The organism is Aminobacter sp. P9b (assembly GCF_045345995.1).
In the GTDB taxonomy this organism is placed as follows: domain Bacteria; phylum Pseudomonadota; class Alphaproteobacteria; order Rhizobiales; family Rhizobiaceae; genus Aminobacter; species Aminobacter niigataensis.
On the sequence record NZ_CP150082.1, the window covers coordinates 4,323,948 to 4,348,545 of the forward strand.

The 24,598-nt window shown below is 63.5% G+C and carries 26 protein-coding genes; 16 read left to right on the forward strand and 10 right to left on the reverse strand.

Annotated elements, in window-relative coordinates:
• The first annotated feature begins 197 nt into the window (after window positions 1–197).
• Window positions 198–2,249, forward strand: a complete 2,052-nt coding sequence (locus tag WHT83_RS21265; protein ID WP_406872320.1) for an elongation factor G — start codon at window positions 198–200, stop codon at window positions 2,247–2,249.
• Between the two features lie 178 nt (window positions 2,250–2,427).
• Window positions 2,428–3,387 carry a protein-methionine-sulfoxide reductase catalytic subunit MsrP gene (gene msrP / locus WHT83_RS21270; protein ID WP_108607382.1) on the forward strand — a complete coding sequence of 320 codons (960 nt, stop codon included), beginning with the start codon at window positions 2,428–2,430 and terminating at the stop codon, window positions 3,385–3,387.
• A 3-nt stretch (window positions 3,388–3,390) separates the two neighbouring features.
• Here the strand turns inward: msrP and WHT83_RS21275 are convergent, their stop codons facing one another.
• Window positions 3,391–3,798, reverse strand: a complete 408-nt coding sequence (locus WHT83_RS21275) for a GFA family protein (RefSeq protein ID WP_406872321.1) — start codon at window positions 3,796–3,798, stop codon at window positions 3,391–3,393.
• 787 nt (window positions 3,799–4,585) lie between these two features.
• Here WHT83_RS21275 and WHT83_RS21280 point away from each other — a divergent pair.
• Complete coding sequence (locus tag WHT83_RS21280) at window positions 4,586–5,086, forward strand: methyltransferase family protein (protein ID WP_406872322.1); 501 nt, start codon at window positions 4,586–4,588, stop codon at window positions 5,084–5,086.
• Window positions 5,087–5,107: 21 nt separating this feature from the next.
• On the opposite strand, the gene WHT83_RS21285 is transcribed toward WHT83_RS21280, so the two are convergent.
• Both WHT83_RS21285 and trxB read right to left on the reverse strand, forming a co-directional pair.
• On the reverse strand, window positions 5,108–6,004 hold the full coding sequence (locus WHT83_RS21285) for a LysR family transcriptional regulator (protein WP_108607380.1): 897 nt from the start codon (window positions 6,002–6,004) through the stop codon (window positions 5,108–5,110).
• Between the two features lie 32 nt (window positions 6,005–6,036).
• Window positions 6,037–7,011: a thioredoxin-disulfide reductase gene (gene trxB, locus WHT83_RS21290; RefSeq protein ID WP_406872323.1), complete on the reverse strand. Its 975-nt coding sequence runs from the start codon at window positions 7,009–7,011 to the stop codon at window positions 6,037–6,039.
• A 242-nt stretch (window positions 7,012–7,253) separates the two neighbouring features.
• On the opposite strand from trxB, the gene WHT83_RS21295 reads away from it, so the two are divergent.
• From WHT83_RS21295 to WHT83_RS21315, 5 genes are all read left to right on the forward strand, one after another.
• Window positions 7,254–7,724, forward strand: coding sequence for an Lrp/AsnC family transcriptional regulator (locus tag WHT83_RS21295; RefSeq protein ID WP_055970335.1), 471 nt, complete (start codon window positions 7,254–7,256; stop codon window positions 7,722–7,724).
• Between the two features lie 240 nt (window positions 7,725–7,964).
• Window positions 7,965–8,756, forward strand: a complete 792-nt coding sequence (locus WHT83_RS21300; RefSeq protein WP_406872324.1) for a hypothetical protein — start codon at window positions 7,965–7,967, stop codon at window positions 8,754–8,756.
• Entirely contained in the window at window positions 8,729–9,604 is an 876-nt protein-coding gene (locus tag WHT83_RS21305) for a hypothetical protein (RefSeq protein WP_406872325.1), read from the forward strand. The genes WHT83_RS21300 and WHT83_RS21305 overlap by 28 nt, the downstream gene beginning before the upstream one ends.
• Window positions 9,605–9,624: 20 nt before the next feature.
• On the forward strand, window positions 9,625–10,284 hold the full coding sequence (locus WHT83_RS21310; protein WP_406872326.1) for a hypothetical protein: 660 nt from the start codon (window positions 9,625–9,627) through the stop codon (window positions 10,282–10,284).
• Between the two features lie 110 nt (window positions 10,285–10,394).
• Window positions 10,395–11,261 carry a glycosyltransferase family 2 protein gene (locus WHT83_RS21315; protein WP_406872327.1) on the forward strand — a complete coding sequence of 289 codons (867 nt, stop codon included), beginning with the start codon at window positions 10,395–10,397 and terminating at the stop codon, window positions 11,259–11,261.
• Window positions 11,262–11,345: 84 nt separating this feature from the next.
• Here the strand turns inward: WHT83_RS21315 and WHT83_RS21320 are convergent, their stop codons facing one another.
• Both WHT83_RS21320 and greA read right to left on the reverse strand, forming a co-directional pair.
• Window positions 11,346–12,431, reverse strand: a complete 1,086-nt coding sequence (locus WHT83_RS21320) for a glycosyltransferase family 4 protein (RefSeq protein WP_406872328.1) — start codon at window positions 12,429–12,431, stop codon at window positions 11,346–11,348.
• A 43-nt stretch (window positions 12,432–12,474) separates the two neighbouring features.
• On the reverse strand, window positions 12,475–12,948 hold the full coding sequence (gene greA, locus WHT83_RS21325) for a transcription elongation factor GreA (RefSeq protein ID WP_055970348.1): 474 nt from the start codon (window positions 12,946–12,948) through the stop codon (window positions 12,475–12,477).
• Between the two features lie 274 nt (window positions 12,949–13,222).
• Here greA and WHT83_RS21330 point away from each other — a divergent pair, with 274 nt between their 5' ends.
• Complete coding sequence (locus WHT83_RS21330; RefSeq protein ID WP_406872329.1) at window positions 13,223–14,356, forward strand: PQQ-dependent sugar dehydrogenase; 1,134 nt, start codon at window positions 13,223–13,225, stop codon at window positions 14,354–14,356.
• Between the two features lie 75 nt (window positions 14,357–14,431).
• Here WHT83_RS21330 and WHT83_RS21335 read toward each other — a convergent pair whose 3' ends face one another.
• From WHT83_RS21335 to WHT83_RS21345, 3 genes are all read right to left on the reverse strand, one after another.
• Entirely contained in the window at window positions 14,432–14,968 is a 537-nt protein-coding gene (locus WHT83_RS21335; protein WP_108607375.1) for a tetratricopeptide repeat protein, read from the reverse strand.
• 111 nt (window positions 14,969–15,079) lie between these two features.
• On the reverse strand, window positions 15,080–15,667 hold the full coding sequence (locus tag WHT83_RS21340; protein ID WP_406872330.1) for a tetratricopeptide repeat protein: 588 nt from the start codon (window positions 15,665–15,667) through the stop codon (window positions 15,080–15,082).
• 63 nt (window positions 15,668–15,730) lie between these two features.
• Window positions 15,731–16,081, reverse strand: coding sequence for a DMT family protein (locus tag WHT83_RS21345; protein WP_108607373.1), 351 nt, complete (start codon window positions 16,079–16,081; stop codon window positions 15,731–15,733).
• 153 nt (window positions 16,082–16,234) lie between these two features.
• Between WHT83_RS21345 and WHT83_RS21350 the strand changes: the two genes are divergently transcribed.
• From WHT83_RS21350 to WHT83_RS21370, 5 genes are all read left to right on the forward strand, one after another.
• Window positions 16,235–16,660, forward strand: a complete 426-nt coding sequence (locus WHT83_RS21350; RefSeq protein ID WP_108609800.1) for a DUF3775 domain-containing protein — start codon at window positions 16,235–16,237, stop codon at window positions 16,658–16,660.
• 469 nt (window positions 16,661–17,129) lie between these two features.
• Window positions 17,130–17,735 (forward strand): extensin family protein, encoded by a 606-nt coding sequence (locus WHT83_RS21355; RefSeq protein WP_406872331.1) that lies wholly within the window; start codon window positions 17,130–17,132, stop codon window positions 17,733–17,735.
• Between the two features lie 100 nt (window positions 17,736–17,835).
• Window positions 17,836–18,861, forward strand: a complete 1,026-nt coding sequence (locus WHT83_RS21360) for an extensin family protein (protein ID WP_406872332.1) — start codon at window positions 17,836–17,838, stop codon at window positions 18,859–18,861.
• An 89-nt stretch (window positions 18,862–18,950) separates the two neighbouring features.
• On the forward strand, window positions 18,951–19,658 hold the full coding sequence (locus tag WHT83_RS21365) for an LssY C-terminal domain-containing protein (RefSeq protein ID WP_108607371.1): 708 nt from the start codon (window positions 18,951–18,953) through the stop codon (window positions 19,656–19,658).
• An 82-nt stretch (window positions 19,659–19,740) separates the two neighbouring features.
• Window positions 19,741–21,051 carry a hemolysin family protein gene (locus WHT83_RS21370; RefSeq protein ID WP_108607370.1) on the forward strand — a complete coding sequence of 437 codons (1,311 nt, stop codon included), beginning with the start codon at window positions 19,741–19,743 and terminating at the stop codon, window positions 21,049–21,051.
• A 70-nt stretch (window positions 21,052–21,121) separates the two neighbouring features.
• Here the strand turns inward: WHT83_RS21370 and WHT83_RS21375 are convergent, their stop codons facing one another.
• Complete coding sequence (locus WHT83_RS21375) at window positions 21,122–21,727, reverse strand: NADPH-dependent FMN reductase (protein WP_318764031.1); 606 nt, start codon at window positions 21,725–21,727, stop codon at window positions 21,122–21,124.
• 102 nt (window positions 21,728–21,829) lie between these two features.
• Here WHT83_RS21375 and WHT83_RS21380 point away from each other — a divergent pair, with 102 nt between their 5' ends.
• Window positions 21,830–22,198 carry a winged helix-turn-helix transcriptional regulator gene (locus tag WHT83_RS21380; RefSeq protein WP_406872333.1) on the forward strand — a complete coding sequence of 123 codons (369 nt, stop codon included), beginning with the start codon at window positions 21,830–21,832 and terminating at the stop codon, window positions 22,196–22,198.
• 45 nt (window positions 22,199–22,243) lie between these two features.
• Here the strand turns inward: WHT83_RS21380 and WHT83_RS21385 are convergent, their stop codons facing one another.
• Window positions 22,244–22,636, reverse strand: a complete 393-nt coding sequence (locus WHT83_RS21385; RefSeq protein WP_108607367.1) for an acyl-CoA thioesterase — start codon at window positions 22,634–22,636, stop codon at window positions 22,244–22,246.
• A gap of 180 nt (window positions 22,637–22,816) precedes the next feature.
• Here WHT83_RS21385 and WHT83_RS21390 point away from each other — a divergent pair, with 180 nt between their 5' ends.
• Complete coding sequence (locus WHT83_RS21390) at window positions 22,817–24,433, forward strand: GMC family oxidoreductase (RefSeq protein WP_406872334.1); 1,617 nt, start codon at window positions 22,817–22,819, stop codon at window positions 24,431–24,433.
• Window positions 24,434–24,598: the final 165 nt, after the last annotated feature.

Here is a 24,598-nt window from a genome sequence, read left to right on the forward strand (position 1 = left end):
TTCGCACCGGCAAGGCCCTCCCCGCATCTTGCCTGCTTCAAAGGTCGGGGCCCGGGCGCCCTTCCCCTTGCCCTCCCCGCAAAGCCGTGTGACGATATGTTCGACCGGGAGGAAAACACCACACGTCATTGCCCGCGACGGCCGAACAGGCCGGCCGCCGCATTCAGGGAAAAATGCCTGAGTGGAGGTCAGCTCTCATGGGTAGTCGCGCCGGAGGAAGACGCACGGGACCGAAATGCATCGCCATCGTCGGTCCCTTTGCCAGCGGTAAAACCACTCTTCTTGAAGCCCTTCTCGCCCGCACGGGCGCCATTCCCAAGCAGCAACCAGTATCATCGGGCAACACCGTCTCCGACCATTCGGCCGAGGCCCGGGCTCACGCCATGAGCGTCGACGCGGTCTTCGCCACCACGCAGTTCATGGGCGAGAGCATCACCTTCGTCGATTGCCCCGGCTCGGTCGAGTTCGCCTTCGAGGCTGACCCGATCCTTGCCGCCTGCGACCTGGCGGTCGTGGTCGCCGAGCCTGACGAAAAGAAGATCCCCGCCTTGCAGCTGATCATGCGCAAGCTTGACGATCTCGGCGTGCCACGCATCCTGTTCCTCAACAAGATCGACAAGGCGACATCAGGCGTGCGCGATACGCTCAAGCTGCTGCAGCCGGTCAGCCGCACGCCCTTGCTGCTGCGCCAGATCCCGCTGCGCAAGGATGGCGTCGTCGTCGGTTCGATCGACCTCGCGCTGGAGCGCGCTTATGTCTACCGCGAATATGCCGAGAGCGAGATCGCCGAGATTCCCGGCGACGAGAAGGCACGCGAGCTCGAAGCGCGCTTTGCAATGCTTGAAACCCTCGCCGACCACGACGATGAGTTGATGGAACAACTGCTCGAAGAGATCGAGCCGCCGAAGGACGAGATCTTCGACGACCTTGCCGCCGACCTGCGCGATGGCACGGTCACCCCGGTGCTGATCGGCTCGGCCGAAAAGGGCAATGGCGCGCTCCGGCTGTTGAAGGCCATCCGCCACGATGCCCCCGACGTCGAGGCGACCCGCAAGCGGCTCGGGATAGCAGAGGGCAGTGCAGCCATAGTGCAGGTGATGAAGACCATCCACACCTCGCATGCCGGCAAGCTGTCGGTATCGCGCATCCTGTCCGGCCAGGTCACCGACGGCGCCGAGCTCTGGCTCAACACCACCGACACCGCGAAGGTTTCCGGCATCTACCGCATGCTTGGCAAGGACCAGTCCAAGCTCTCCAACGCCGGCGCCGGCGACACGGTGGCGCTCGGCAAGCTCGACAACGTTGCCACCGGCCAGACGCTGACCTCGGCCAAGGGCGGCATAAAGCCCCTCGTCAGGCTCGAGCCGCCGAAACCGGTCTATGCCTTCGCGCTGCGTCCCAAGGAGCGCAAGGACGAGGTCAAGATGTCGGCCGCCATCCAGCGCCTCGCCGAGGAAGACCCCTCGCTGACCCTGCATCACAACCAGGACTCGGCCGAAACGGTGCTGTCGGGCCATGGTGAAATGCATCTCAGGGTCGTGCGCGAGCGTCTCGAAGGCCGCAACCAGATCGCCGTCGAAGGCTATGCGCCGGCGGTGCCCTATCGCGAGACGATCCGCAAGGCCGTCCAGCAGCGCGGCCGCCACAAGAAGCAGTCGGGCGGCCACGGCCAGTTCGGCGACGTCGTCATCGAGATCAAGCCGCTGCCGCGCGGCTCGGGTTTCGAGTTCACCGACACCATCACCGGCGGCGTCGTGCCCAAGCAGTATATCCAGTCGGTGGAGGCCGGTGCGCGCGACTTCCTCAAGATCGGCCCGCTCGGCTTTCCGGTCGTCGACATCGCCGTCAACCTGTCGGACGGCTCGTTCCACAGCGTCGATTCCTCCGACATGGCTTTCCAGATGGCGGCCAAGATCGCGATGAAGGAGGGCATGCCAAGCTGTTCGCCGGTTCTGCTCGAACCTGTCATGAAGGTCGAGATCTTCACGCCGTCGGATGCTACCGCGCGCATCATCGCGCTCGTGCCCCAGCGCCGCGGCCAGATCCTCGGCTACGACGCGCGCGCCGACTGGCCGGGCTGGGACGTGGTCGAGGCGACGATGCCGCAATCCGAAATCAGCGACCTGATCATCGAGCTGCGCTCGGCGACCGCGGGTGCTGCCACCTACCGCGCCGAGTTCGACCACATGGCAGAACTGACCGGCCGCCTCGCCGACGAGGCGATGCAATCGGCCGGCAAGGCGGCGTGACATTGCAAGGACCGGACGGCGCCAGCGGCCGTCCGGTCCTTGCTGCTCACGCTCTGTTGATCTTGGATTGGGCAAGGCACTGAAACGCGGCAGCGTTCGCATACGTATGTGAACGTGACCACGTTGATTTCGCGGTCCGCAGGGGCGACCTTGCGAGCCGACTTTTGGAGAACCGAGCATGGCATTCGTACACCGCCGCCCGTCCTGGGCAATCAGCGAGGCTCAGGCCACGCCCGAGGAGATGTTCCTCAACCGCCGCTCGATTCTCGCCGGCATGGGGCTCGGCCTTGCAGCCGCCGCGCTGCCGCGGCCGGCTCGCGCCGAGGACAAGGACCCGACCGCCGACCTCTATCCGGCCAAGCCGAACACAACCTACAAGCTCGACCGCTCGCTGACGCCCGAAGAGATCAACGCCAACTACAACAACTTCTATGAATACGGCACCTACAAGGAGATCGCCGCCAACGCACAGCAGCTCAAGACGCGTCCCTGGGAGGTGCAGATCGGCGGGCTGGTCGACAAGCCGATGACGCTCGGCATCGACGACCTGATCCGAAAATTCCCGCTGGAGACGCGGCTCTACCGCCACCGCTGCGTCGAGGCCTGGTCGATGACCATTCCGTGGAGCGGTTTTCCGCTCAAGGCACTGGTGGCGCTCGCCAGCCCCAAGGCAGATGCGAAGTTCATCCGCTTCGAGACCTTTCTCGATCCAGAGATGGCGCCCGGCCAGAACGACTTCGTCTACCCATGGCCCTATGTCGAAGGTGTTACCATCGAGGAGGCGGCACTCGACCTGCCCTTCCTCGTCACCGGCGCTTATGACAAGCCCCTGGGCAAGCAGTTCGGCGCTCCGCTACGTCTCGCGCTGCCGTGGAAGTATGGCTTCAAGTCGATCAAGTCGATCCGCAAGATCGACTTCGTTGCCGAGCAGCCTGTCGGTCTCTGGGAAGCGATCCAGCCGAGCGAATACGGCTTCTGGGCAAACGTGAACCCCGAGGTGCCGCATCCGCGCTGGAGCCAGGCCAGGGAGCGTGTGCTGCACACCGGCGAACTGGTACCGACCCAGTTGTTCAACGGCTATGGCGCCGAGGTCGGCCAGCTTTACGCCGGCAAGGACCCGGCCAAGCTCTACATGTGAGCCCTACCCGGCCTCGACCTCGATGTGCCACCATTTCGGCCGCCCGTCCTCGAACGAATGGGCGGTCGGCATCAGCTCAACCGCGTCAGGCTTGTCGAAGACACCGAGCAGCAATGCCACGACGGGTTCATCGTCGACTGCGCCAAGCGAACTGCCGCAGGCCGGGCAAAAGGCGCGGCTCGAATAGTCCGAAGAGCGAAAGAGCGATGGCACACCACCAGGCCCGGTCCACCTGACCTCCCCGCTGGCAAACTCAACCCAGGAGGCGGTCAACGCACCGGTGTGGCGCTGGCAGGAGCGGCATGAACATGTGTGCGGCTTGGCGGCAGGCCCGAGAACCTCGAAGCGGACGGCACCGCAAAGACAGCCGCCGGAATAGGTTGGCAGCTTTGCTGCCGATACCTTGCTCATGCTGTCCCCCCACGAATGCTTCTGCCAGTGATCAGGATAACGGAATCACAGGCTCTCGCCCGACGTAAAACACACGTCCCGGAAAAAACAAAAGCGGTGCCCGAGGCAATCCTCGGGCACCGCTTTTTTGCGGACCGTTCCGCGGGAGGCGGGACGGCAGGTCCGCCGCTACGTGGCCAACGTCTTGGGTCGTTGGCAATCTGCTGGACGCGGCGCTTTGCCTGAGCCCTGGCTCGCACGGGTGATGCCCCCATCTCCCGGCGCGCCATCACCGCGTCCAACCAAAAGCTAGGCGCGTCAGTGTGTTCGGGGAACGTTACCCGGGGTTACATGTCACTGTTACGTGGGCTGGATCGCCTGGAAGCGGGCAACAAAAAAGCCGGATCCAAGAAGATCCGGCTGAGTTTGTTTGGAAGTGCCGATTAAGGCTAACCTCCAGAGGGGAACACTCGAGGGCGCTAATGGGAGGAGGAACGCGCCCTGGAGATGATCAATATATGTGCTCTCCATGCCCAACAAACAAGCATCTATTTTGCAACGCACGCATGCAAAAAGGCACGAGCTGTGGTCCAACAATGTTAGAGGCCCGATAGGACCAGAATTTGTGGCTAAAAACGCCAGATGTCGATGCTGCAATGCACTTTGCAGCGGGGGTTTTCAGCGAAAGTGCCACTAAATTCCGTGCTGCAGTGCAATGGCGCCGGTTCGGGCAGCACCAGGCCATTGTTGCGGCAGAAACGGCACCATGCGCAATCTCCAAGCAACACGATCAATGGGAGTGCAGGCCTTGCGCAAACCATCCGCAGTGCTCGGCAGTGCCATCTTCTTCCTGGCCGCGCCCGGTATCGTCGCCGGCCTGGTTCCCTGGCTGCTCACGGCAAACTATGGCCTGCCCCTGGCCAGCGCGGCGTTCGTCATCTCAGGTGCGATGCTCGTCGCGGTCGGGCTCGGCGTGCTGCTGCATGCCTTCGCCCGCTTCGCTGTGGAGGGTTCGGGCACGCCTGCCCCGGTCGCGCCGACCGAACGGCTGGTCATCGGCGGCGCCTATCGCCACGTCCGCAACCCGATGTATGTCGCCGTACTGGCGATCATCCTCGGCCAGGCGCTGATCTTCGCGCACGGGCCGCTCGTTGCCTATGCGATTGCCATCGGCGCCGCCATGGCCGCCTTCGTGCGTTTCTATGAAGAGCCGGTCCTGACGCGCCGCTATGGCGCGCAATACCAAGCCTACCGCAACAACGTGCCCGGCTGGCTGCCGCGCCTCTCGCCGTGGCGCGGCGATGGCTGATGCCGTGCCTGGAACCGGGCCTCAGAAGGCCCAGCTGCGTGCCTTGGAGATGACGAAGTCGCGGAACACGTGCAGCTTGGCCTGTTCCTTCATCGTGTCGGGATAGGCGAAATAGGTGTCGAAGGACGGCACCTCGGTTTCGGGCAGGAGCTGCACCAGCCCGTCGTCCTTGCCCACGACATAGTCGGGCAGCATCGCGATGCCGGCACCGGTCTGCACCGCCTTCTTGATCGACAGGATGTCGTTGATCTGCAGCGTCGGCACGCGCTGACCGCCCTCGAAGTCACCGACCGTCTCCAGCCAGTTGAGTTCGCTCAGATGCGTCGGCACCGGCAGGCCGAAGGTGACGATGCGGTGGCTCTTGAGCTCGGCGATCGACGCCGGCTTGCCAAATTTGTTGACGTAGGCCGGCGAGGCATAGAGGTGGAAATGCACGGTGAACAGCCGGCGCTGGATCAGGTCGGGCTGCTGCGGCTGGCGCAGGCGGATGGCGCAGTCGGCCTGGCGCATGGTCAGGTCGAGCTCCTCGTTGGCGAGGATCAGCTGCAGTTGGATGTCGGGATAGAGTGCGAGGAACTCCTGGATGCGCTCGGTCAGCCAGCCGGCGCCGAGGCCGACCGTTGTCGTCACGCGTAACACGCCCGACGGCCTGTCCTTGGTCTCGGTCAGCCTGGTCTTGATCGTCTCGAGCTTCATCAGCACGTCGTGGGCGGTGCGGAACAGCATCTCGCCCTGCTCGGTCAGCACCAGGCCGCGCGCGTGGCGGTGGAACAGAGGCACGCCGATGTCGTGCTCGAGCGCGCTGACCTGGCGTGAGATGGCCGACTGCGACAGCCTCAGCGTCTCCGCCGCATGCGTGAAAGAGCCAGCCTCCGCCGCTGCGTGGAACACGCGCAACTTATCCCAATCCAACGCCATTTTTCCCCTCTTATGTCAGGCGTCTGGCCGGCCTATTCGGCCGCTTCGCGATGCACTTCAATTCCCGCGAGGTACTTTTCAGCTTCGAGGGCGGCCATGCAGCCAAGGCCCGCAGCCGTCACCGCCTGGCGATAGATGTCGTCGGTCACGTCGCCCGCCGCAAACACGCCCGGCACGTTGGTGCGCGTCGAGTTCGCCTCGGTCCAGAGATAGCCGTTCGGCTTCTGCTTCAGCTTGCCGACGAACAGTTCGACCGCAGGCGCATGGCCGATCGCCACGAATACGCCGTCGGTCGCCATTTCGGTGACAGCACCCGTGTGTACGTTCTTGAGCCTGATACCGTTGACCGAAGGCGGCAGCGGCTTCTGCGCCGCAGCACCGACGATCTCCTCGACTGCGTGATCCCAGATCACCTTGATGTTGTCCTTGGCAAATAGCCGCTCCTGCAGGATGCGCTCGGCGCGGAAATGGTCGCGCCGATGCACGACCGTCACCGTCTTGGCGAGATTGGAGAGGTAGAGCGCCTCCTCGACCGCCGAGTTGCCGCCGCCGACCACCACCACGTCCTTGCCGCGGTAGAAGAAGCCGTCGCAGGTGGCGCATGCCGAAACGCCAAAGCCCTGGAACACCTGCTCGCTCGGCAGGCCGAGCCATTTGGCCTGGGCCCCGGTGGCGATGATCAGCGCGTCGGCCGTGTACACCGTGCCGGAATCGCCCTTGGCACGGAACGGCCGCACGTCGAGATCGACCTCGGTGATGATGTCGTGGACCATCTCGGTGCCGACATGCTCGGCCTGCGCCCGCATCTGCTCCATCAGCCAGGGCCCCTGGATCGGTTCGGCGAAGCCCGGATAGTTCTCGACGTCGGTCGTGATCATCAACTGGCCGCCCTGCTGCATGCCAGCGACGAGCATCGGCTTGAGCATGGCGCGCGCCGCATAGATCGCTGCCGTATAGCCGGCAGGACCCGAACCGATGATGAGGACTGGCGCATGTTTGGCGGTCATCGTAGGGCCTTCGTGGTCAATGAAAAAAGCAGCACCCCGCAAGACGGGGCGCAGATCGCCTCTAATCTAGGTGTTCACCCCTGCCCCGCGCAAGGCGACAAGATGTTACTCCCCCGAAAGCTTGATCTCCGAGGGAACGCGCCCATGCCCCGCGTCGATTTCCGAAGCTTGGGCTTCCCAATGGCTGCGAGTAGTTTAATTACAAGGATGCGCAAGATTCTTGCGCAAGACCTGGAGCCAACATGCCGATCAAGGCCGACCTCGACGCCATCGACTGGAAGATCCTGCGCGAGTTGCAGGACGACGGCCGCATGACCAATGTCGAACTGTCGCGCCGCGTCGGCATCTCGGCGCCACCCTGCCTGCGCCGGGTCAAGCGGCTGGAGGACGAAGGCATCATCCAGCGCTACCGCGCCTTGCTCAACGCCCCTGCTCTCGGCATGGACGTCGTCGCCTTCTGCCTCGTCGGCCTCAACCGCCAGTCCGAAGTCGACCTCAAGGCCTTCGCCGACCGCACGCGCAACTGGCCGATCGTGCGCAGCGCCTGGATGGTCTCGGGCGAATCCGACTTCATGCTGCACTGCCTGGCTCCCGATCTCGGCACCTTCCAGACTTTCGTCATCGAGGAACTGACCTCGTCACCCAACGTCGATACGGTGCGCACCGCACTGACGATCCGGCAGGTGAAGGATGAAGGACTGGTGGGGATTTAGGGGCGGGACGCTCCTTCGGCAGCGTCCGAATGGACATGGACGGCGGTCTCATCTAGAAGGTCGCCTGCTCCTCAGGCGATAATTTCACCACGATGGAAGTTGGGCCGTTTCCGGCTAGAAGAAACCGGACGAAATGGTCATTGGCTCGGCTCCCAAGGTTAGAATGTGGTTCGCAGTGAGTTACAAGTGTATTCATGAACGTATTTGGCGAACAGGCTGAGAACGGAGCAGAACGGTAAGATGCCGAATTCAGGTCTGGACAATGCAGTCAATGTGATCTGCATAAAATGGGGATCGCTCTACGGCCCGGAATACGTCAACAATCTGCGCCGCGGCGTCGCTAAGCATCTGAAGCGTCCGCATCGCTTCGTCTGCTTCACGGACGATACCACCGGGTTGGACAAAGACATCGAGGCGTTGCCGCTCCCCGCTCTGGACCTGCCCACCGGCCGACAAGACAGACGCTGGCGCAAGCTCGCTCTTTTCCGCCGCGATCTGGCCGACCTGCAAGGCACGACACTTTTCCTCGACCTCGACCTCGTGGTCGTTGATGATCTCGACCCCTTCTTCGAGCAGCCGGGCGAATTCCTCATCATCCGTGACGATGATCTTTTCCGGAGCAAGCCGCTGCGCAAGCTCAATCGAAAGCGCGATCGCTTCCTTGCGTCCGTAGGCAACAGTTCCGTGTTTCGCTACGAGATCGGCGCCCATGCCTATATTCTCGACGCATACGTCGCCGATCCGGCCGGCGCGCTCGACCGGTACGAGATCTCCCAGCAATTCCAGAGCGCGCAGCTTGCGGCGCATGGCAACCTGCAATACTGGCCACGCGAATGGTGCGTCAGCTACAAAAACCATTGCGTGCCTCGCCACTTCAAGAGCTTCCTGCAGGACCCGACCGTGCCGCCAGGAGCGCGCATCGTCGTCTTCGCCGGCAGCCCGAAGATGAGCGAGGTTCTGGCCGGCGGCGGACAGCGCTGGTATCGCCGCATCGGCGACACTGGATGGCTACGACAGCACTGGGAAAACTAGGCGGCATGTTCAGCATACCAGCGAAATTCAAAGCACTCAAAAAGGGCTTTCGGATCAAACGAGCATTGGCGGAGATCGACGACCGGTCAGTGTCCCTAGGCGAGGCTCGGGCACACGGCCTGCCGAAACCGCTGATCGTCTCACTGACGAGCTATCGGGCTCGCTTCGACACGTTGGCGCTCACGCTGAAATCGATTCTTTTTCAGACCGTACGGCCCGACACGACGATCCTATGGGTTTCCCACGAGGACTACCCGTTGGTACCTGACAACGTCCTCGAATTGCGCAAGCACGGCCTGGAGATTGCCGGCTGCACCGACATGCGATCGTACAAGAAAATCATACCAACACTGCAAAATCACAAGGATTGCTTCGTTATCACCGTGGACGACGACGTCCACTATCGAGCCGACTGTATTGAAAGACTGACTGCCGCGTACGATCCCTCCAGGAGGCATGTCATTTGCCAGCGCGCCCGCCGGATCGTCATGGCAGCAGGCATACCGGCACCTTACATGGCATGGAAACGCGACTTCAGGCCGGACGAAACGTCTACGCTCATCTTCCCAACCGGAGTGCTCGGCGTCCTCTACCCGCCCGACGCTTTCCATGAGGACGTGTGCAACGTTGCGCTTTTCTCGGAACTGAGCCCGAGCGCCGACGATGTATGGCTTTACTGGATGTGGCGGATGAACGGCCTTGTCGGGCAAAAGCTGCCAGGGAAGATCAAGATCATCGACTGGCCAGGCAGCCAGACGACGTCATTGCAGGCCGAAAACCTCGCCTACGGCGCGAACGACCGGTGCATCCAGAACATGATCAGGAAGTACGGGTTTCCCCCTCTGTAACAAGATTGTCGAGATTACCAATGGGCATTCGCACAAAACTACGCATCTGGTTTGGCAGAAACGTCAAAGGCGAAAACGCACCGAACTTTCGATCGGCTGACTACTGGGACCGTCGCTATCGCAAAGGTGGAAATTCCGGCGCGGGTTCTTACGGCAGACTGGCCGAGTTTAAGGCCGAGATTCTCAACAGCTTCGTTGCAGAGCATGGCATCCAGACGATTGTCGAGCATGGTTGCGGCGATGGGGCGCAATTGGATCTGGCCCGCTACCCTAGCTATCTCGGACTCGATGTTTCCTCGACCATCGTGGAAATCTGCCGGGAACGATTCAAGGACGATGCCACCAAGAGGTTTAGTGTGGTGGGCGATGAAGCCTCTTCCCGATACGATCTCGCGCTGTCTCTCGACGTGATCTACCATCTCGTTGAAGACGCCGTTTATGAAGAATACATGCGTGGCCTGCTCAACTCCTCTCACCGCTTCGTGGCTATCTACGCAAGCAACGAGGACCGGTTGACGAATGACATCCATGTGAGGCATCGGCGGTTCACAGACACCATCGCCGCTACGAATGAATGGCAGCTGATCCGGCACATCCCCAACCGGTATCCCTATGATCGACGGAATAGGGGGAACACCAGCTTTGCCGACTTCTACATATTCGAGCGCGCTACCAAGTAGTCGCTGCCGCACAATAGGAAATGACCCGTGCACCCAGAGCGTGGTCAGGAAAAATGCGGCTTCGCCTGTTCAGCCAGCCTGACAGGATTGGGGCTCCAGGACGAGAAAGCATGCAGACCAGCGTTATCATCTCCACCTACAATTCGCCGGCCTGGCTGCAGAAGGTGCTGTGGGGCTATTTTGCCCAGGACCGCCAAGATTTCGAGATCGTGATCGCCGATGACGGCTCGAGCCATGAGACCCGCGAAATGCTCGCTGCCATGGCAGCCGGCAGCCCGGTCCCGATCGCGCATGTGTGGCAGCCAGACGACGGCTTCCAGAAATGCCGGATCCTCAACAAGGCGGTTGCCGTGGCCCAGGGCGAGCGCATCCTGCTCACCGATGGCGATTGCGTGCCGCGCCGCGACTTCGTCGACGTCCACACGCGCCTGGCGCAGCCGGATCGTTTCCTGACGGGCGGCTATTTCAAGCTTCCGCCCGACGTGTCCAATGCATTGACGCAAGACGACATTGCAGGCCAACAGGCATTCAGTTCGTTCTGGCTGATGCGGCACGGTCTGCCTTTCACCACCAAGCTGCTAAAGCTTGTCGCAGCAAGCCCATTCGACGAATGGCTGAACCGGCTGACACCGGCAAGGCCGACCTGGAACGGCCACAGCGCATCATGCCTCCGGAGCCAGGCCATCCAGGTCAATGGCTTCAACGAGGATATGCAGTATGGCGGTCTCGACGTGGAATTCGGCCTTCGCCTGCGCCACGTCGGCATAGAGCCCCGGCATATCCGCTACTCCGCCATTGCCCTCCACCTTCATCACGGCCACGGCTACGTCACTCCGGGAATGAAAGAACGGAGCCACGTGGTCAAGGAGAATACTCGCAACAAGCGGCTGACCTGGGCGGACCGCGGCCTGAGCCAATGGCTGGATTCGGACAATAGGGCGACGCTCACAAGAGACGACCGGGTAACCCGCTTCTGAGGGCGGTACAGCACTCTTGAAACCTCGCCAAAAGCGAGGATGCAGCTAACCCTAATGAGGACCGGGCGCGGCCCCCTTCAAGATTCAGCTGTTCGCCCACACCCGGTCATACGTCTCGCGTATGCCCTCAGCTTCGTTTTCGAGCCTGAAACGCAGCGTCACGTCATCCAGCCCCGCCGCGCCATGCGCCTCGGCCAGCGCAGGATCGTCAAGATAGGGCCTGATCGCCTGGCGCAGCGCCTCACCGTCGCTGGCCGGAACCACGGCGCCGGTGACGCCGGGCGTCACGATCTCCCGGTACGAGCCGGCGGTGCTGGCGACGACGGCCGTTTGCGAGGCCATGGCCTCCAGCGGGGTGAGGCCGAACCCCTCGTTGCGCGAGGGCGCGACATAGACGGTCACCCGGCGATACCAGACGGCGACGTCGGGCACTTCACCGAGGAAAAGGATGCGCTCCGAAAGGCCAGCCGCTGCAATGCGCTGCTTGAGTTCGTCGGCGAAGGCCTTGTGCTCTGGTGTCACCCGCCCGGTGATCACGGCCGTCCATTCGGGATGATCGGGCAGAAGCGCAATCATCGCCTCGACGAACAGGTCGGTGCCCTTGGAGTGACGGACCCGGCCGAAACAGCCGATCGCGTATTTGCCCGACAGGCCGGCGGCCGCGAATTCGTCGTCAGGGCCTCGCGCTGGATGGAACTTTTCCAGGTCCACGCCGTGCATCACCACCTTGTGCGGCACTTCGAGGAAGCCGCCCGACAGCCGGCTGGTGGCGATCACGCCGTCCATCCTGCGGATCAGCCACTTGGTGAAGGGCTTGTGGTCGCGCTGGGCGGCCGAGGTGAACACCAGCCTGAGCGGCGCTCGGAAGACGTGGCGCAGCACCAGCCCGGCCAGCATCTCGACGTTGCGCCGTGCATGCCAGATGCGCGGCCGCCCGGAGGCTGGCCGCTTCAGCAGCAAGGGCAACTGCCACCAGCGCATGGTCGGCAGGCTGTCGGGCAGGCCCGGCCCGAACACGGCAATGCCGAGGTCGCGCGCCTGCACCGGCACCAGTTGCACGATGGTGCTGGTGACGCCCGAAAGCCGCTTCTTGAGATTGGGCGCGATCACCTCGATACGCGCCATGTCGACCGCGCCGGATTTTTCGGCGCGGTTGTTTGCTTTGTTCATCGTGTCTGATCCGGCATCGCCACAGCCAATGCCGCCTGTTGCCTCAGATGAACTGCACCTGGACGATTTCGTAGCCGCGTGCGCCGCCCGGCGCGTTGACCTCGATGGCGTCGCCGACTTCCTTGCCGATCAGCGCGCGCGCGATCGGCGAGGAGATCGAGATGCGGCCCGACTTCACGTCGGCTTCCTGGTCGCCGACGATCTGGTAGGTCTTTTTTTCCTCGGTATCGTCGTCGACGAGCACAACGGTGGCGCCGAACTTGATCTTGTCGCCGTTCAGCTTGGTGACATCGATCACCTCGGCGCGCGCGATCAGGTCCTCGAGTTCGTTGACCCGGCCCTCGTTGAGGCTCTGCGATTCCTTGGCGGCATGGTATTCGGCATTCTCCGAAAGGTCGCCATGCGAGCGCGCCTCGGCAATGGCCTCGATGATGCGCGGACGCTCTTCCTGCTGGCGCCAGCGCAGCTCTTCCTTCAGCGCGACGAATCCACCCGCCGTCATCGGAACCTTGTTCATAGTCGACCTCTCCTGGCCTTTGCCGCGCGACTTGCCTATTGCTGCCGCGAGGCACAAAAAAGAAAACGGTCCGGCAGCCTCGGCTAACGGAACCGTCTCACCTCTATCTCCGGCGAATATAGCAATCCTGCCGCAGAATTCACGTCAAAAAATTCGTTTACCACCATAGACCTGTTGGTGCAGACAACCTGAGCCGTCCCCGCTTCACCCGCTTGTGATTGCTTTGATGCTCTATCCCCGTTGCCGCGCCGGCCTTTCCACCTATGTCCGATAGATGAGCAACAGCACGCCGCTACTCGCATTCATGTTCGCCCTGGTTGGCTCGCCGGCCCTCGCCGAGAGCCAAAGCTACAACACAGACAACATCACGCTGCGCGCCGACGTCATTGCCGATGGGCTCGACCACCCCTGGGGGCTCGACTTCCTGCCGGGCAACGAAGCCATCGTCACCGAACGCTCGGGCAATATCCGCATCCTGTCGCAGGACGGACTGTCGGCGCCGGTGGCTGGAGTGCCGAAGGTCCAGGTCCGCGGCCAGGGCGGCCTGCTCGACATCGCCGTCGCACGCGACTTCGAACGTTCCGGCACCATCTTCTTCAGCTTCTCCGAGCCCGGACGCGGCGGCGCGGGCACGGCCCTTGCCCGGGCGAAGCTGGTCCGGGAAGGCGCTGCCGCGCGGCTCGAAGAGGTGAAAGTCATCTTCTCGATGAACCGCAAGAGCAATGCCGGACAGCATTTCGGCTCGCGAATCGTCGTCAACGACGACGGCACGCTTTTCGTCACGACAGGCGACCGCGGCGATGGCAACCGCGCCCAGGACATGCACGACCATGCCGGCGCCGTCATCCGCATCAATGCCGACGGCTCGGTTCCGGCCGACAATCCCTCGCCCGACGGCAAGGCCATGGCGCCGGAAATATGGTCCAAGGGCCATCGCAACCTGCAAGGTGCAACCTTCGATCCGGTGCTGGGCGGGCTGATCACCGTCGAGCATGGCGCCCAGGGTGGCGACGAATTGAACCGCCCGCTGGCCGGCAGGAATTATGGCTGGCCGGTCATCACCTACGGCAGGGACTATTCCGGCGAAAAGATCGGCGTCGGCACGTCAGCCAAGGGCTACGAGCAACCGCTGTATTACTGGGACCCGTCGATCGCTCCTTCCGGGCTCGCCAGCTATCAGGGCGACATGTTCCCGGAATGGAAAGGCGACCTTCTCGTCGGTTCGCTGAAATTCGAGTTGCTGAGCCGCCTCGACCGCGACGCCAAGGGCAACGTTCTCGACGAGGAACGGATGCTCGACGGCGCGTTCGGCCGAATCAGGGATGTCAACGTCGCCCCGGATGGCTCGGTCTGGCTGCTCACCGACGAAAGCAACGGCACCATCGTCAGGCTGTCGCGGGGGGATTAGGGACAAGGCAATAAGGCAGTAGGGGAATAGGGCAGTCGGTATTTGCCCTACAGCCCTACTGCCTTACAGCGCCGGCTACCCCCGCAAATAGGCGTCGATCTGTTGTTCCAGCAGGCCGTATTCGCGGCAGCCCTTGCCGCAGCGTTTCCCGATCTCCGACAGTTGCACGCGGGCGGCCGCGACATCGCCGAGCATCAGGTGCGCCTCGCCCATATATTCGCGCACCAGCGTGTAGTCGGGATTGTTGCGCAGCGCTTCCTGGTAGTAGCCGAGGCCGACGAGCACGCGGCCGGCCTTGCGGTGCGAATAGCCGAGATAGTTGAGGATGCGCGGGTCGGTCTTGTCGGCGGCAAGCGTCAGCACCTTGATCGCCTCGTCATACTTGCCGTCCATGGCAAGCGCACGGCCCGCCGAATAGAGGCTGTCGTCGTCGATCATGCCGGCCTTGGGCGGTTCGCATTTCTTGGTCTTCTTGTTGTAGACCATGCCGTTGTTGCATTTCACCTCGTCGCCGCTGCTGCTCCCGCCGCTATCGGCCGAGAACACCGGCGCCGCCAGCAAGGGCAGCGACACGACAACGCCAGCAAGCACTTTCGCAATTCGGGTCTGCATCGCTACCTCCTAAAATGTGCCCATCGCCAGAGTAACGCATTTGAGGCCGCATTTCATCCGAGCCATGTTGCCGGAGCTGCATGAATGCCGGCTCCGAGCAGCATTCCAAGCCTAGCTCTTGAGATAGGTTTCGATCTGCTCGGCCAGCAGGCCGTATTCGCGGCAGCCCGCCCCGCAGCGCTTCTCGATCTCCGACAATTGCAGCCGCGCCCCGGCGACGTCGCCGAGCGTCAGATGGGCCTCGCCCATATATTCGCGCACCGGCATATAGTCGGGATCGTTGAGGATCGCCTCCTGGTAGTAGCCGAGCCCGACGAGGATCCGCCCGGCCTTGCGGTGGGAATAGCCGAGATAGTTGAGGATGCGCGCGTCGGTCTTGTCGGCGGCGAGCGTCAGTACCTTGATCGCGTCGTCATACCTGCCGTCCATGGCTAGTGCACGGCCGGCCAGGTACAGGCTGTCGTCGTCGATCATTCCGGCCTTGGGCGCTTCGCACTTCTTGGTCTTCTTATTGTAGACCAGGCCGGTGCGGCACTTCACCTGGTCGCCGCCGTTGCCACCGCCACCGCCCATACCCCCGCCGGAATTGCCGCCGCCTGAATTGCCGCCTCCGCCACCATCGGCGGAGAATGCGGGAACGGCAAACAGCGGCAAGGACACCAGCGCCCCTGCCAGAAGTCTCAGAAATCGCGTCTGCATGGCTACCTCCACCGATGCGTCCCCGACAAGGTCAACGCATCGAAGTCAGCATTTCGTCCTGCCTCAGCCGCGGAAAATCAGCGCCGCCCCGCCGGCGATCAAAGCGAAGCCCATGGCGTGGTTCCAGGTGATGCCTTCCTTGAGATAGAACACCGAGAAGATCACGAAGACACTGAGCGTGACCACCTCCTGAATCGTCTTCAGTTCCGCCGCCGTATAAAACTCGTGGCCAATGCGGTTGGCCGGCACTGCCAGCCAGTATTCGAAGAAGGCGATCAGCCAGGAGAAAATGACCGCCGCATAGAGCGGAGCCGCCTTGAACTTCAGGTGCCCGTACCAGGCGAACGTCATGAACACGTTGGACGCGATCAGCATCAGCACAGGAAGAACCTTGGGCGAAAGCAGAAAAGCCATGGGGAAATACCGTCTGGAGGGGGAGGAAGGCGCGCTATATCCGCCTCTCCTAAAGTCATGTCAACCACGGCAACCACGCCGCGAATATCGAGGCAGTGACGTTGCCGCCAAATGCGCTATCATCAGCCGGGGGAAGGCAACAGGAGCACGCTCGTGCAGCAGCGGCGCGAAAAAGAGTGGGACCTGACCATCGGCCCGGACACCGTCAGGCTGTTCATCCTCAAGGCCAAGGCGATCAGCGCCGGCGTCAACGAGGATTACGAGGACGGCGCCGAACACGAGATCGAATATGACGGCGACACCCACGACAACCATCGTCATGACGGGCTCGCCGAGGAAGAGGCGGAAAACCTCACGGAAAAAGAGCTGCGCGGGCTGATCGCCGACCTCAATGTCGACCAGGCGGCCGAGCTCGTGGCACTCGCCTGGGTCGGGCGCGGCGACTACGACGCCGCGGAATGGTCGGACGCGGTCGCCGAAGCGCGGCAGCGGGGCAATCGCCGCACCGCCAAATATCTGCTTGGCATGCCGATGCTGGGCGACTGGCTCGAAGAAGGGCTTGAGGCGCTGGGCGCTTGAGCGGCCTTGCCTGCCTTCATTGATGACAGGCCCGTCACCGAATTTGATGGCCCTGCCCCTGCCGTTTCGGCAACCCGCGGCCGGCCGGTGGCGTTTAGCGCCGATGCACACATGCAAGCGCCGCCTGTTTTCCCTGATCCTGATGCTGCCGCTGGCGACTTTCGCCGTGATGCCGCACGGCTTTGCCGATAGCGGAAGGCCCGCTTTGCCCGTTCGCGCACCGGTGCCGCAGGCTGCCCCTGCACCGCCCCTGCCTGAACTATCGCCGGCGGCCGAAGTGCAGGCGACGGGGCAGGCCGCGATCCCGACACCCCGGCCGCGCCCGCCGGCGGCCCAGCGACCAGAGCGCCCTATGTTCGGCCCGCCAATGCCTGAGACGCCGCTGCATGCCGAAGCTGTACCGGCCGCAGTGCCCGTACCACCAGTGCGTCCCGGTCGGGCGCCCGGCAACCCCTCCACCGGGGAGATGTTGGGCCCACCAGCGCCGAAGATGCTGCCCGACAAGCGCTCCCATGCAGAGCGGCCCACCACCATGCCTGCCGACGAGACGGCTTGCCGGGCCCGCCTCAAGCTGCTGGGCGCCGAGTTCGAGGAGGCAGCCCCCCAAAGCGATGACGACGGCTGCGCACTGCCCTTTCCGCTCAAGCTGAAGCGGCTTGCCGCCTCGATCGACATTGCGCCCGACGCCGTCATCAACTGTGCAGCCGCCGAAGCCTCGGCGCGCTTTGCCACAAACGTCATCTCACCGGCGGCAAAGGCCGAGTTCGGCGAAGAGCTGGCAACGGTCGGCCAGGCCTCGGCCTATGTCTGCCGCCCGCGCAACGGCACCAGGAAGCTGTCGGAACACGCCTTCGGCAATGCGCTCGACATATCCCGCTTCACCCTGACCAAGGGCACGGCCATTGATGTCGAGCCGGCACCGCCAGCGAAGAATGCCAAGTTCCTCTCTCAAATCCGCAAGGCCGCCTGCGGCCCGTTCAAGACCGTGCTCGGTCCCGGCAGCGATGCTGACCACGCCCTGCATTTCCACTTCGACCTCGCCCCTCGGCGCAACGGCGGCACCTTCTGCCAATAGGCCCGCGCCGCAATTCGGCCGCAGCTGTGAATCGCAGCGCTGATCTTTCCTTTACCGTTGGCAGCTAGGCTTAGTCCCTCAAGGGGACAGGAGCCTTCGCATGGCCGCAAATTCGCGCGCCGCCAGCCCAGCCGAACCATCGCGCCATGCCTCGCGCCGGCGCGCCTTGCTGCTTGCCACGACGCTTGTCGTGGTCGGCCTGGGTGTCAGCTCCTGCACGTCGGGCGACGTCTTTGCGCTCCAGCCGGCCGTCGATGTCGGCTCGCAGACCGCCTCGCTGGCACCTGTCGAACCCATTCCGCAGGCAAATGCCGCGCCCGCAGATGCCGCCGACCTGACCTATGACATGTCCGATCCTACGATGGCGTCGATTCCCCCGGCTATCGAACCGACACTGGACGCACAGGCTGAAAATCTCGGCCAGATCGAGCCGCAGCAGCCGCAGCCGGTAAGGACCGCGGCCCTTGTCCCAGCCCGCGGGCTGCAGACGCTTGTGCCCTCCAATCCCTCCATGGTCGCCTATCCCAGGCTCGACGATCCTTCGAACCAGCCGCAGACGGCGCCGATGCGACCGGCGGTCATGCCGGCCGACGAGGTCGATTGCCGCGCCGACCTCAAAAAGCTCGACGTGCAGTATCGCGACCTGCCGTCGATCAGCAACGGTGCTGCCTGCGGCATCGACTATCCGGTCAAGGTCTCGGCCATCGGTTCGGTGCAGATGAAGCCGGCAGCCACCGTCACCTGCCAGATGGCAGCCAGCTTCGCCGCCTGGACCAAGCGTGACCTGGTGCCTGCCGCGCGCCTGCGTTATTTCTCCGGCGTCAAGACGATCCATCAGGGTTCGAGCTATTCCTGTCGCAAGATTGCCGGCTCGCGCACCTTGTCGGAACACGGCAAGGGCAATGCGCTCGACATCATGCGCATCGAGCTCAACAACGGCCGCGACATTGACGTCGAAAAGCCGGGCCTGTTTGCCTTCCGCACCCGTGGCTTCCTCAACACCATCCGTGCCGACGGCTGCAGCTACTTCAACACGGTGCTCGGTCCCGGCTACAACTACGACCACCGCAACCACTTCCATTTCGACATCAAGCAGCGCCGCAACGGCTATCGCGCCTGCCGCTGACGCGGCATTGCTGCACGGCGCTCCGGTTTGCTCCCGACCCTGAATAGGGATAGAAATCCGGCTTCATCCATCTTCGGCGGCAGCATCTAATGGCAAGGGGCAAACTGCACAGACAGGCGACCCTGTGGTTTGCGGCCTTGTGCGCGAGCTATATCGCGCTTGCCTATTTTGCAGCGCCCGAATTCTGGTCGTTCCGCATCCTGCGCGATGGCCTCAAGCCCCCGGCCCTGCTGACCACCACGCCGCAAGGCATCCCCGGCGACCCCATCAATGTCGGCCTTGTCGGCACCGAGGCCGATCTGCTCGGGGCTTTCGCTGCGGCAGGCTGGAACCGCGCCGATGGCCTTTCCCTCAAATCGTCGCTCGAAATCGGCGAAAGCGTGCTGCTCGACCGGTCCTATCGCGATGCCCCTGTATCCACCCTGCTGCTCGACGGCCGCCCGCAGGACATCGCTTTCGAAAAGCCGGCCGGCAAGAGCCCCGACACGCGCCATCACATTCGCCTGTGGCTGACATTCGCCCTCGGGCCCGACGGCCGACCGACCTGGTACGGCGCCGCGAGCTTCGACCGTGGCGTCGGCGTCAGCCATGACACCGGCGAGATCACGCACCACATTGCCCCCGACATAGACGCCGAGCGCGACCAGGTGATCCGCGATCTCACCGCAGCCGGACGCGTCCTGTCGGTCGAGACGGTTCCCGGCATCGGGCTCACCAAGACAGGCCGCAACGGCGGTGGCGACCCCTACTTTACCGACGGCAAAGTCAAGGTTGCGGTACTTGCGCCGCACGAATAGCCGCCGCGTCCTGCCCTGACGTAAGAGTATTTTCGCTGCCGTCTTTTCGAAGGGGCGGAAGCAATGCTATGCAGCGATCATTATGCTTTACGCTGAAATCGGTATCGTGGTCGTCCTCATCTGTGTGAACGGCCTCCTGGCAATGTCCGAACTTGCCATCGTCTCCTCCCGCCCAGCTCGCCTCAAGGCGATGATCGACCGCAACATCACGGGTGCTGGTCGCGCGCTTGAACTGGGCGCCAACCCGGGCAGGTTCCTGTCCTCGGTACAGATCGGCATCACGCTTGTCGGCGTGCTTTCCGGCGCCTTCTCCGGCGCCACGCTGGGCCAGCGGCTGAGCGGCGTCCTTGCAGAATATGGCGTGCGCGCCGGCGCCGCCGACGCACTCGGCGTCGGCATCGTCGTTGCCGCCATCACCTATGGCTCGCTGATCATCGGCGAACTCGTGCCCAAGCAGATCGCACTTCGCGACCCCGAAGGCGTCGCCGTCCGTGTTGCGCCCGCCATGGCGCTGCTGGCCAAGGTCGCCGCCCCCCTGGTCTGGCTGCTCGACATCTCGGGTCGCGGCGTGTTGTGGCTGCTCGGCCAGCGCGGCGAAAGCGAAGAAAAGGTCACCGACGAGGAGATCAAGATGCTCGTCGCCGAGGCCGAGCATCACGGCACCATCGAATCCGACGAGCGCCGCATGATCGCCGGCGTCATGCGCCTGGGCGACCGCGCCGTGCGAGCCGTCATGACCCCGCGTACCGAGGTCGACTGGATCAACCTGCAGGCCGACGAAGCGGCCACCCGCAAGCTGTTGATGGAAACCCAGCATTCGCGCCTGCCCGCCGGCGAAGGCTCGGTCGATGCCATGGTCGGCGTCGTCCAGACCCGGGAAATCCTCGCATCGCTCCTGGCCGGCCGTGCCTTCGATCCGCGCAAGCATGTGCGCACCGCCCCGATTGCCCACGACCAGGCCGACGCGCTCGACGTGCTCGCGACGCTCAAGCAGTCGGAAGTGCCCATGGCGCTGGTCCATGACGAATACGGCCATTTCGAAGGCATCGTTTCGCCGGCCGACATCCTCGAGGCGATCACCGGCGTGTTCCGCTCCGATCTCGACGAGGACGACGTCGACAATGCCGTCCAGCGTGAGGACGGCTCGTGGCTGCTTGCCGGCTACATGCAGGCCGACGAGATGGCGGACCAGCTCAGCATCGACCTGCCCGAGAACCGCGACTACGAAACCGTCGCCGGCTATGTGCTGTCGCACATGCACCATTTGCCGACGACGGGCGAATGCGTCGACGCGCAGGGCTGGCGCTTCGAGGTCGTCGACCTCGACGGGCGCCGCATCGACAAGGTCCTGGCCTCCCGCCTGCCCGGCAGCCACGGCAAGTCTGGGCACTAACCGGCCAACAAAAAAAGGGCGGCTCTGGGCCGCCCTCGATTCCCTGGGAGGAATGTCGTTCACACGTTGCTCAGGCAGCCTTGGCTTCCTCAGCCAGGACATCCGCCTCACGCGCGATCTTCAGCGCCCTCGCCCACCAGGTGATCTCTTCGATCAGCCCGTTGGCTGCCTGGTTGAGATGCTCGATGTCCGAGAGCTTCTTCTCGCCCTGGCGCACTGCCAGGAAATCGGCCCAGACGATGTGCACGGCAGCCTTGGTCGGCGCCATCTGCAGTTCCACCGCATGCATGCGCAACTGCTCTACCGCGCGCGCACCACCGACGCCGCCATAACCGACGAAGCCGGCGGGCTTCTTGTTCCACTCCTTGGCGGCGTAATCGAGCGCGTTCTTCAGCACCGCCGTCGGGCCGTGGTTGTATTCGGCGGCGGTGAAGATGAAGCCGTCGAACTCGGCGACCTTCTTTTGCCAACGTTGAGCCACGTCGCTCTGCGACGGCACCCAGGCAGACGAGGCGACCTCATCGAAGAAGGGCAGCGGGAAATCTCTCAGGTCGACAACTTCGACCTCGATATCCGCATGGGATTTTGCGATCTTGGCGATCCACTCCACCGGCGTGTCGGCGAAGCGGGCGGCGCGCGTCGAGCCGACGACGATGGCGATCTTGGGTTTGGACATGACAGGAACCTTTCGGGCGTGGGTATCAAAGCGATACTGGTAACTGATGGATACCGACGCTATATAGGTGACTGTATTTCACGCGCACAAGGAGGCACTTTTTTGATACCGAGGCACCCGCACCGCACCGAGGATTGCCGCGCCGTCAGCGATATCCTGCAGCGTGTCGGCGACAAATGGACCGTGCTCGTCGTCGGCAAGCTCGGCGATGGCCCGATGCGCTTCAACGAGTTGCGCCACGCCGTCGGCGGCATTTCCCAGAAGATGCTGACCACCACCCTGCGCGGGCTCGAGCGCGACGGCTTCCTCACCCGCACGGTCTTCCCGACCATTCCGCCGCGCGTCGACTATGAGTTGACCGACCTCGGCCGCGAGCTGCTGGTTCCGGTCTTTGCGCTGGGCGAATGGGCACGGCACAATCAGGGCCGCGTCGCCGAGGCACGCATGAAGTTTGATGCAGCGGCTGAATGAAGGGCTGTGTTTGTGGTGCGTCCTTCGAGGCTCGCGCCCGCACGTCTACTCCGCCGGCACCGGCTTCGGCTTGCCTTCGCCATCCAGCGCCACCATGACGAAGTCGGCGTCGGTCACCTTCTCCATCATGTCGGAGAGATAGCGCTGCGCCCAGGCCTCGACCTTGAGCGTCATCGAGGTGCGGCCGACGCGCTCGACATGGGTGTAGATGCACAGCGTATCGCCGATCTTCATCGGCTTGGCGAAGGCCATTTCCTTGACCGCCGCCGTCACCACGCGGCCCCGCGCACGCTCGGCGGCGCGGATGCCGCAGGCAAGGTCCATCTGCGCCATCACCCAGCCGCCGAAGATGTCGCCGGCAGCGTTCGCATCGGCCGGCATCGCCAGCGTCCTCAGCGTGAGTTCGCCTGTCGGCTGGCCATCGGCATACTGCACCATCGTCATTTCCCTGTACCGTTCGCTTGCCCACCCGTAACTTTGCAGCGGCAGCCGCGTCAACGCCGCATCTGTTGCATCGGCCGGTCGTATTTTTCACAGGCCATGCCGTAACCGACGCCGAAGCCTTTCGCCGAGGCGATAGTCTGGCCGGATTGTGGATATAGACAGGCCGACGCCCGCATGCAGACGTTCGATTACATCGTTGTCGGTTCCGGTTCCGCCGGTTCGGTGGTCGCCGAGCGCCTGTCGGCGAGCGGCCGTCATTCCGTGCTGGTGCTCGAGGCCGGCGGCACCGACCGCCGCTTCTTCGTCCAGATGCCGCTCGGCTACGGCAAGACCTTCTTCGACCCTGAAGTGAACTGGAACTACGCCGCCGAGCCAGACCCCGGCCTAGCCGGCAACAAGGATCACTGGCCGCGCGGCAAGATTCTCGGCGGCTCCAGTTCCATCAACGCCATGGTGTGGATCCGCGGTGCTGCCGAGGATTTCGATGCCTGGCGTGACGCCGGCAATCCCGGCTGGGGTTTTGGCGACCTGCTGCCCGCCTTCAAGGCGATTGAGGACAACCAGGCAGGCAGCACCGACCTGCGCGGCACCGGCGGCCCGATCCATGTCACCGACAACAGGAAGAACGTTCACCCACTGACCCACCGCTTCCTTGCGGCGGGCCAGCAGGCGGGGCTGCCGTTGAATCAGGACTTCAACGGCGAGGCCCAAGAGGGTGTCGGCGTTTATCAAATCACCACCAAAGACGGCCGCCGCATGTCGGCCGCGCGCGGCTTCCTTCGTCCGGCGATGAAGCGCCCCAATGTGCGGATCGAGACCGATGCGCTGGTGACCAAAGTCCTGTTCGAGGGCAAGCGCGCGATCGGCGTCGAGTATTTGCAGAACGGCGCCAAGAAGACGGCCCGCGCCGGCCGCGAGGTCATCCTGTCTGGCGGCTCAGTCAACACGCCGCAACTGCTGCAGCTCTCGGGCATCGGCCCGGCGACGCTGCTCGGCGAATTCGGCATCCCGGTGCTGCACGCCAACGAGCATGTCGGCCGCAACCTTCAGGACCATCAGGGCATCAACTATACTTGGAAGGCCAGGGTGCCGACGCTCAACCAGGTCCTGCGCCCCTGGTGGGGCAAGCTGCTCGTCGGCATGCAATACCTCGCTTTGCGCACCGGCCCGTTGTCGATGAGCATGAATCAGGGCGGCGGCTTCTTCCGCTCCGATCCGTCGCGCGCCCGGCCCAACATGCAGCTCTATTTCCAGGTCTTTTCGACCGTGCTGCCCAAGGCCGGCGAGCGGCCGATCCTGTCGCCCGATCCCTTCCCCGGCTTCTCCATCGGCTTGTCCAACTGCCGCCCGTCGAGCCGCGGCGAGATCCTGATCCGCTCCGCCGACCCGACTGTGCATCCCAGTATCACGGTCAACGCCTACTCGACCGAAAGCGACGTCGCCGAGATGCTGGATGCGGTGAAATTCCTGCGCAAGCTCGCCGCGCAGTCGCCCATGTCGGACATCATTGCGGAAGAGGTTTTGCCAGGCCCGTCAATCACTTCCGACGCCGACTTGATTCAGGATTTCCGCAGGCGCTCGGGCACAGTCTACCATCCGGTTTCGACCTGCTGCATGGGCCCTGATGCGACCACCTCGGTCGTCGACCCGCGCCTGCGCGTCCACGGCATCTCCGGCCTGCGCGTCATCGACGCCTCGATCTTCCCCGACAACATCACCGGCAACACGAACGCCGCTGCGATCATGATCGGTTGGAAGGGTGCCGAACTGGTGCTGGAGGATGTGGGGTGACCAGTGTCGAGCGTCAGCGCCGCCCCTCACCCTTACCCTCTCCCCGTGAAGGACGGGGAGAGGGGTCGCCAGCATTCCGGCTGGCCTCCTTCTCCCCGTTCTTACGGGGAGAAGGTCCGGCAGGGGATGAGGAGCAGCCCCAGACGTCAACGATTTCACGCTACC

Excerpts from the sequence above, each read along its gene's own strand:
- WHT83_RS21265 (WP_406872320.1), top strand. The coding sequence starts at position 198 with ATGGGTAGTCGCGCCGGAGGAAGACGCACGGGACCGAAATGCATCGCC.
- msrP (WP_108607382.1), top strand. The coding sequence starts at position 2,428 with ATGGCATTCGTACACCGCCGCCCGTCCTGGGCAATCAGCGAGGCTCAG.
- WHT83_RS21275 (WP_406872321.1), bottom strand. The coding sequence starts at position 3,798 with ATGAGCAAGGTATCGGCAGCAAAGCTGCCAACCTATTCCGGCGGCTGT.
- WHT83_RS21285 (WP_108607380.1), bottom strand. The coding sequence starts at position 6,004 with ATGGCGTTGGATTGGGATAAGTTGCGCGTGTTCCACGCAGCGGCGGAG.
- trxB (WP_406872323.1), bottom strand. The coding sequence starts at position 7,011 with ATGACCGCCAAACATGCGCCAGTCCTCATCATCGGTTCGGGTCCTGCC.
- WHT83_RS21295 (WP_055970335.1), top strand. The coding sequence starts at position 7,254 with ATGCCGATCAAGGCCGACCTCGACGCCATCGACTGGAAGATCCTGCGC.
- WHT83_RS21300 (WP_406872324.1), top strand. The coding sequence starts at position 7,965 with ATGCCGAATTCAGGTCTGGACAATGCAGTCAATGTGATCTGCATAAAA.
- WHT83_RS21305 (WP_406872325.1), top strand. The coding sequence starts at position 8,729 with ATGGCTACGACAGCACTGGGAAAACTAGGCGGCATGTTCAGCATACCA.
- WHT83_RS21310 (WP_406872326.1), top strand. The coding sequence starts at position 9,625 with ATGGGCATTCGCACAAAACTACGCATCTGGTTTGGCAGAAACGTCAAA.
- WHT83_RS21315 (WP_406872327.1), top strand. The coding sequence starts at position 10,395 with ATGCAGACCAGCGTTATCATCTCCACCTACAATTCGCCGGCCTGGCTG.
- WHT83_RS21320 (WP_406872328.1), bottom strand. The coding sequence starts at position 12,431 with ATGAACAAAGCAAACAACCGCGCCGAAAAATCCGGCGCGGTCGACATG.
- greA (WP_055970348.1), bottom strand. The coding sequence starts at position 12,948 with ATGAACAAGGTTCCGATGACGGCGGGTGGATTCGTCGCGCTGAAGGAA.
- WHT83_RS21330 (WP_406872329.1), top strand. The coding sequence starts at position 13,223 with ATGAGCAACAGCACGCCGCTACTCGCATTCATGTTCGCCCTGGTTGGC.
- WHT83_RS21335 (WP_108607375.1), bottom strand. The coding sequence starts at position 14,968 with ATGCAGACCCGAATTGCGAAAGTGCTTGCTGGCGTTGTCGTGTCGCTG.
- WHT83_RS21340 (WP_406872330.1), bottom strand. The coding sequence starts at position 15,667 with ATGCAGACGCGATTTCTGAGACTTCTGGCAGGGGCGCTGGTGTCCTTG.
- WHT83_RS21345 (WP_108607373.1), bottom strand. The coding sequence starts at position 16,081 with ATGGCTTTTCTGCTTTCGCCCAAGGTTCTTCCTGTGCTGATGCTGATC.
- WHT83_RS21360 (WP_406872332.1), top strand. The coding sequence starts at position 17,836 with ATGGCCGCAAATTCGCGCGCCGCCAGCCCAGCCGAACCATCGCGCCAT.
- WHT83_RS21365 (WP_108607371.1), top strand. The coding sequence starts at position 18,951 with ATGGCAAGGGGCAAACTGCACAGACAGGCGACCCTGTGGTTTGCGGCC.
- WHT83_RS21370 (WP_108607370.1), top strand. The coding sequence starts at position 19,741 with ATGCTTTACGCTGAAATCGGTATCGTGGTCGTCCTCATCTGTGTGAAC.
- WHT83_RS21375 (WP_318764031.1), bottom strand. The coding sequence starts at position 21,727 with ATGTCCAAACCCAAGATCGCCATCGTCGTCGGCTCGACGCGCGCCGCC.
- WHT83_RS21385 (WP_108607367.1), bottom strand. The coding sequence starts at position 22,636 with ATGGTGCAGTATGCCGATGGCCAGCCGACAGGCGAACTCACGCTGAGG.
- WHT83_RS21390 (WP_406872334.1), top strand. The coding sequence starts at position 22,817 with ATGCAGACGTTCGATTACATCGTTGTCGGTTCCGGTTCCGCCGGTTCG.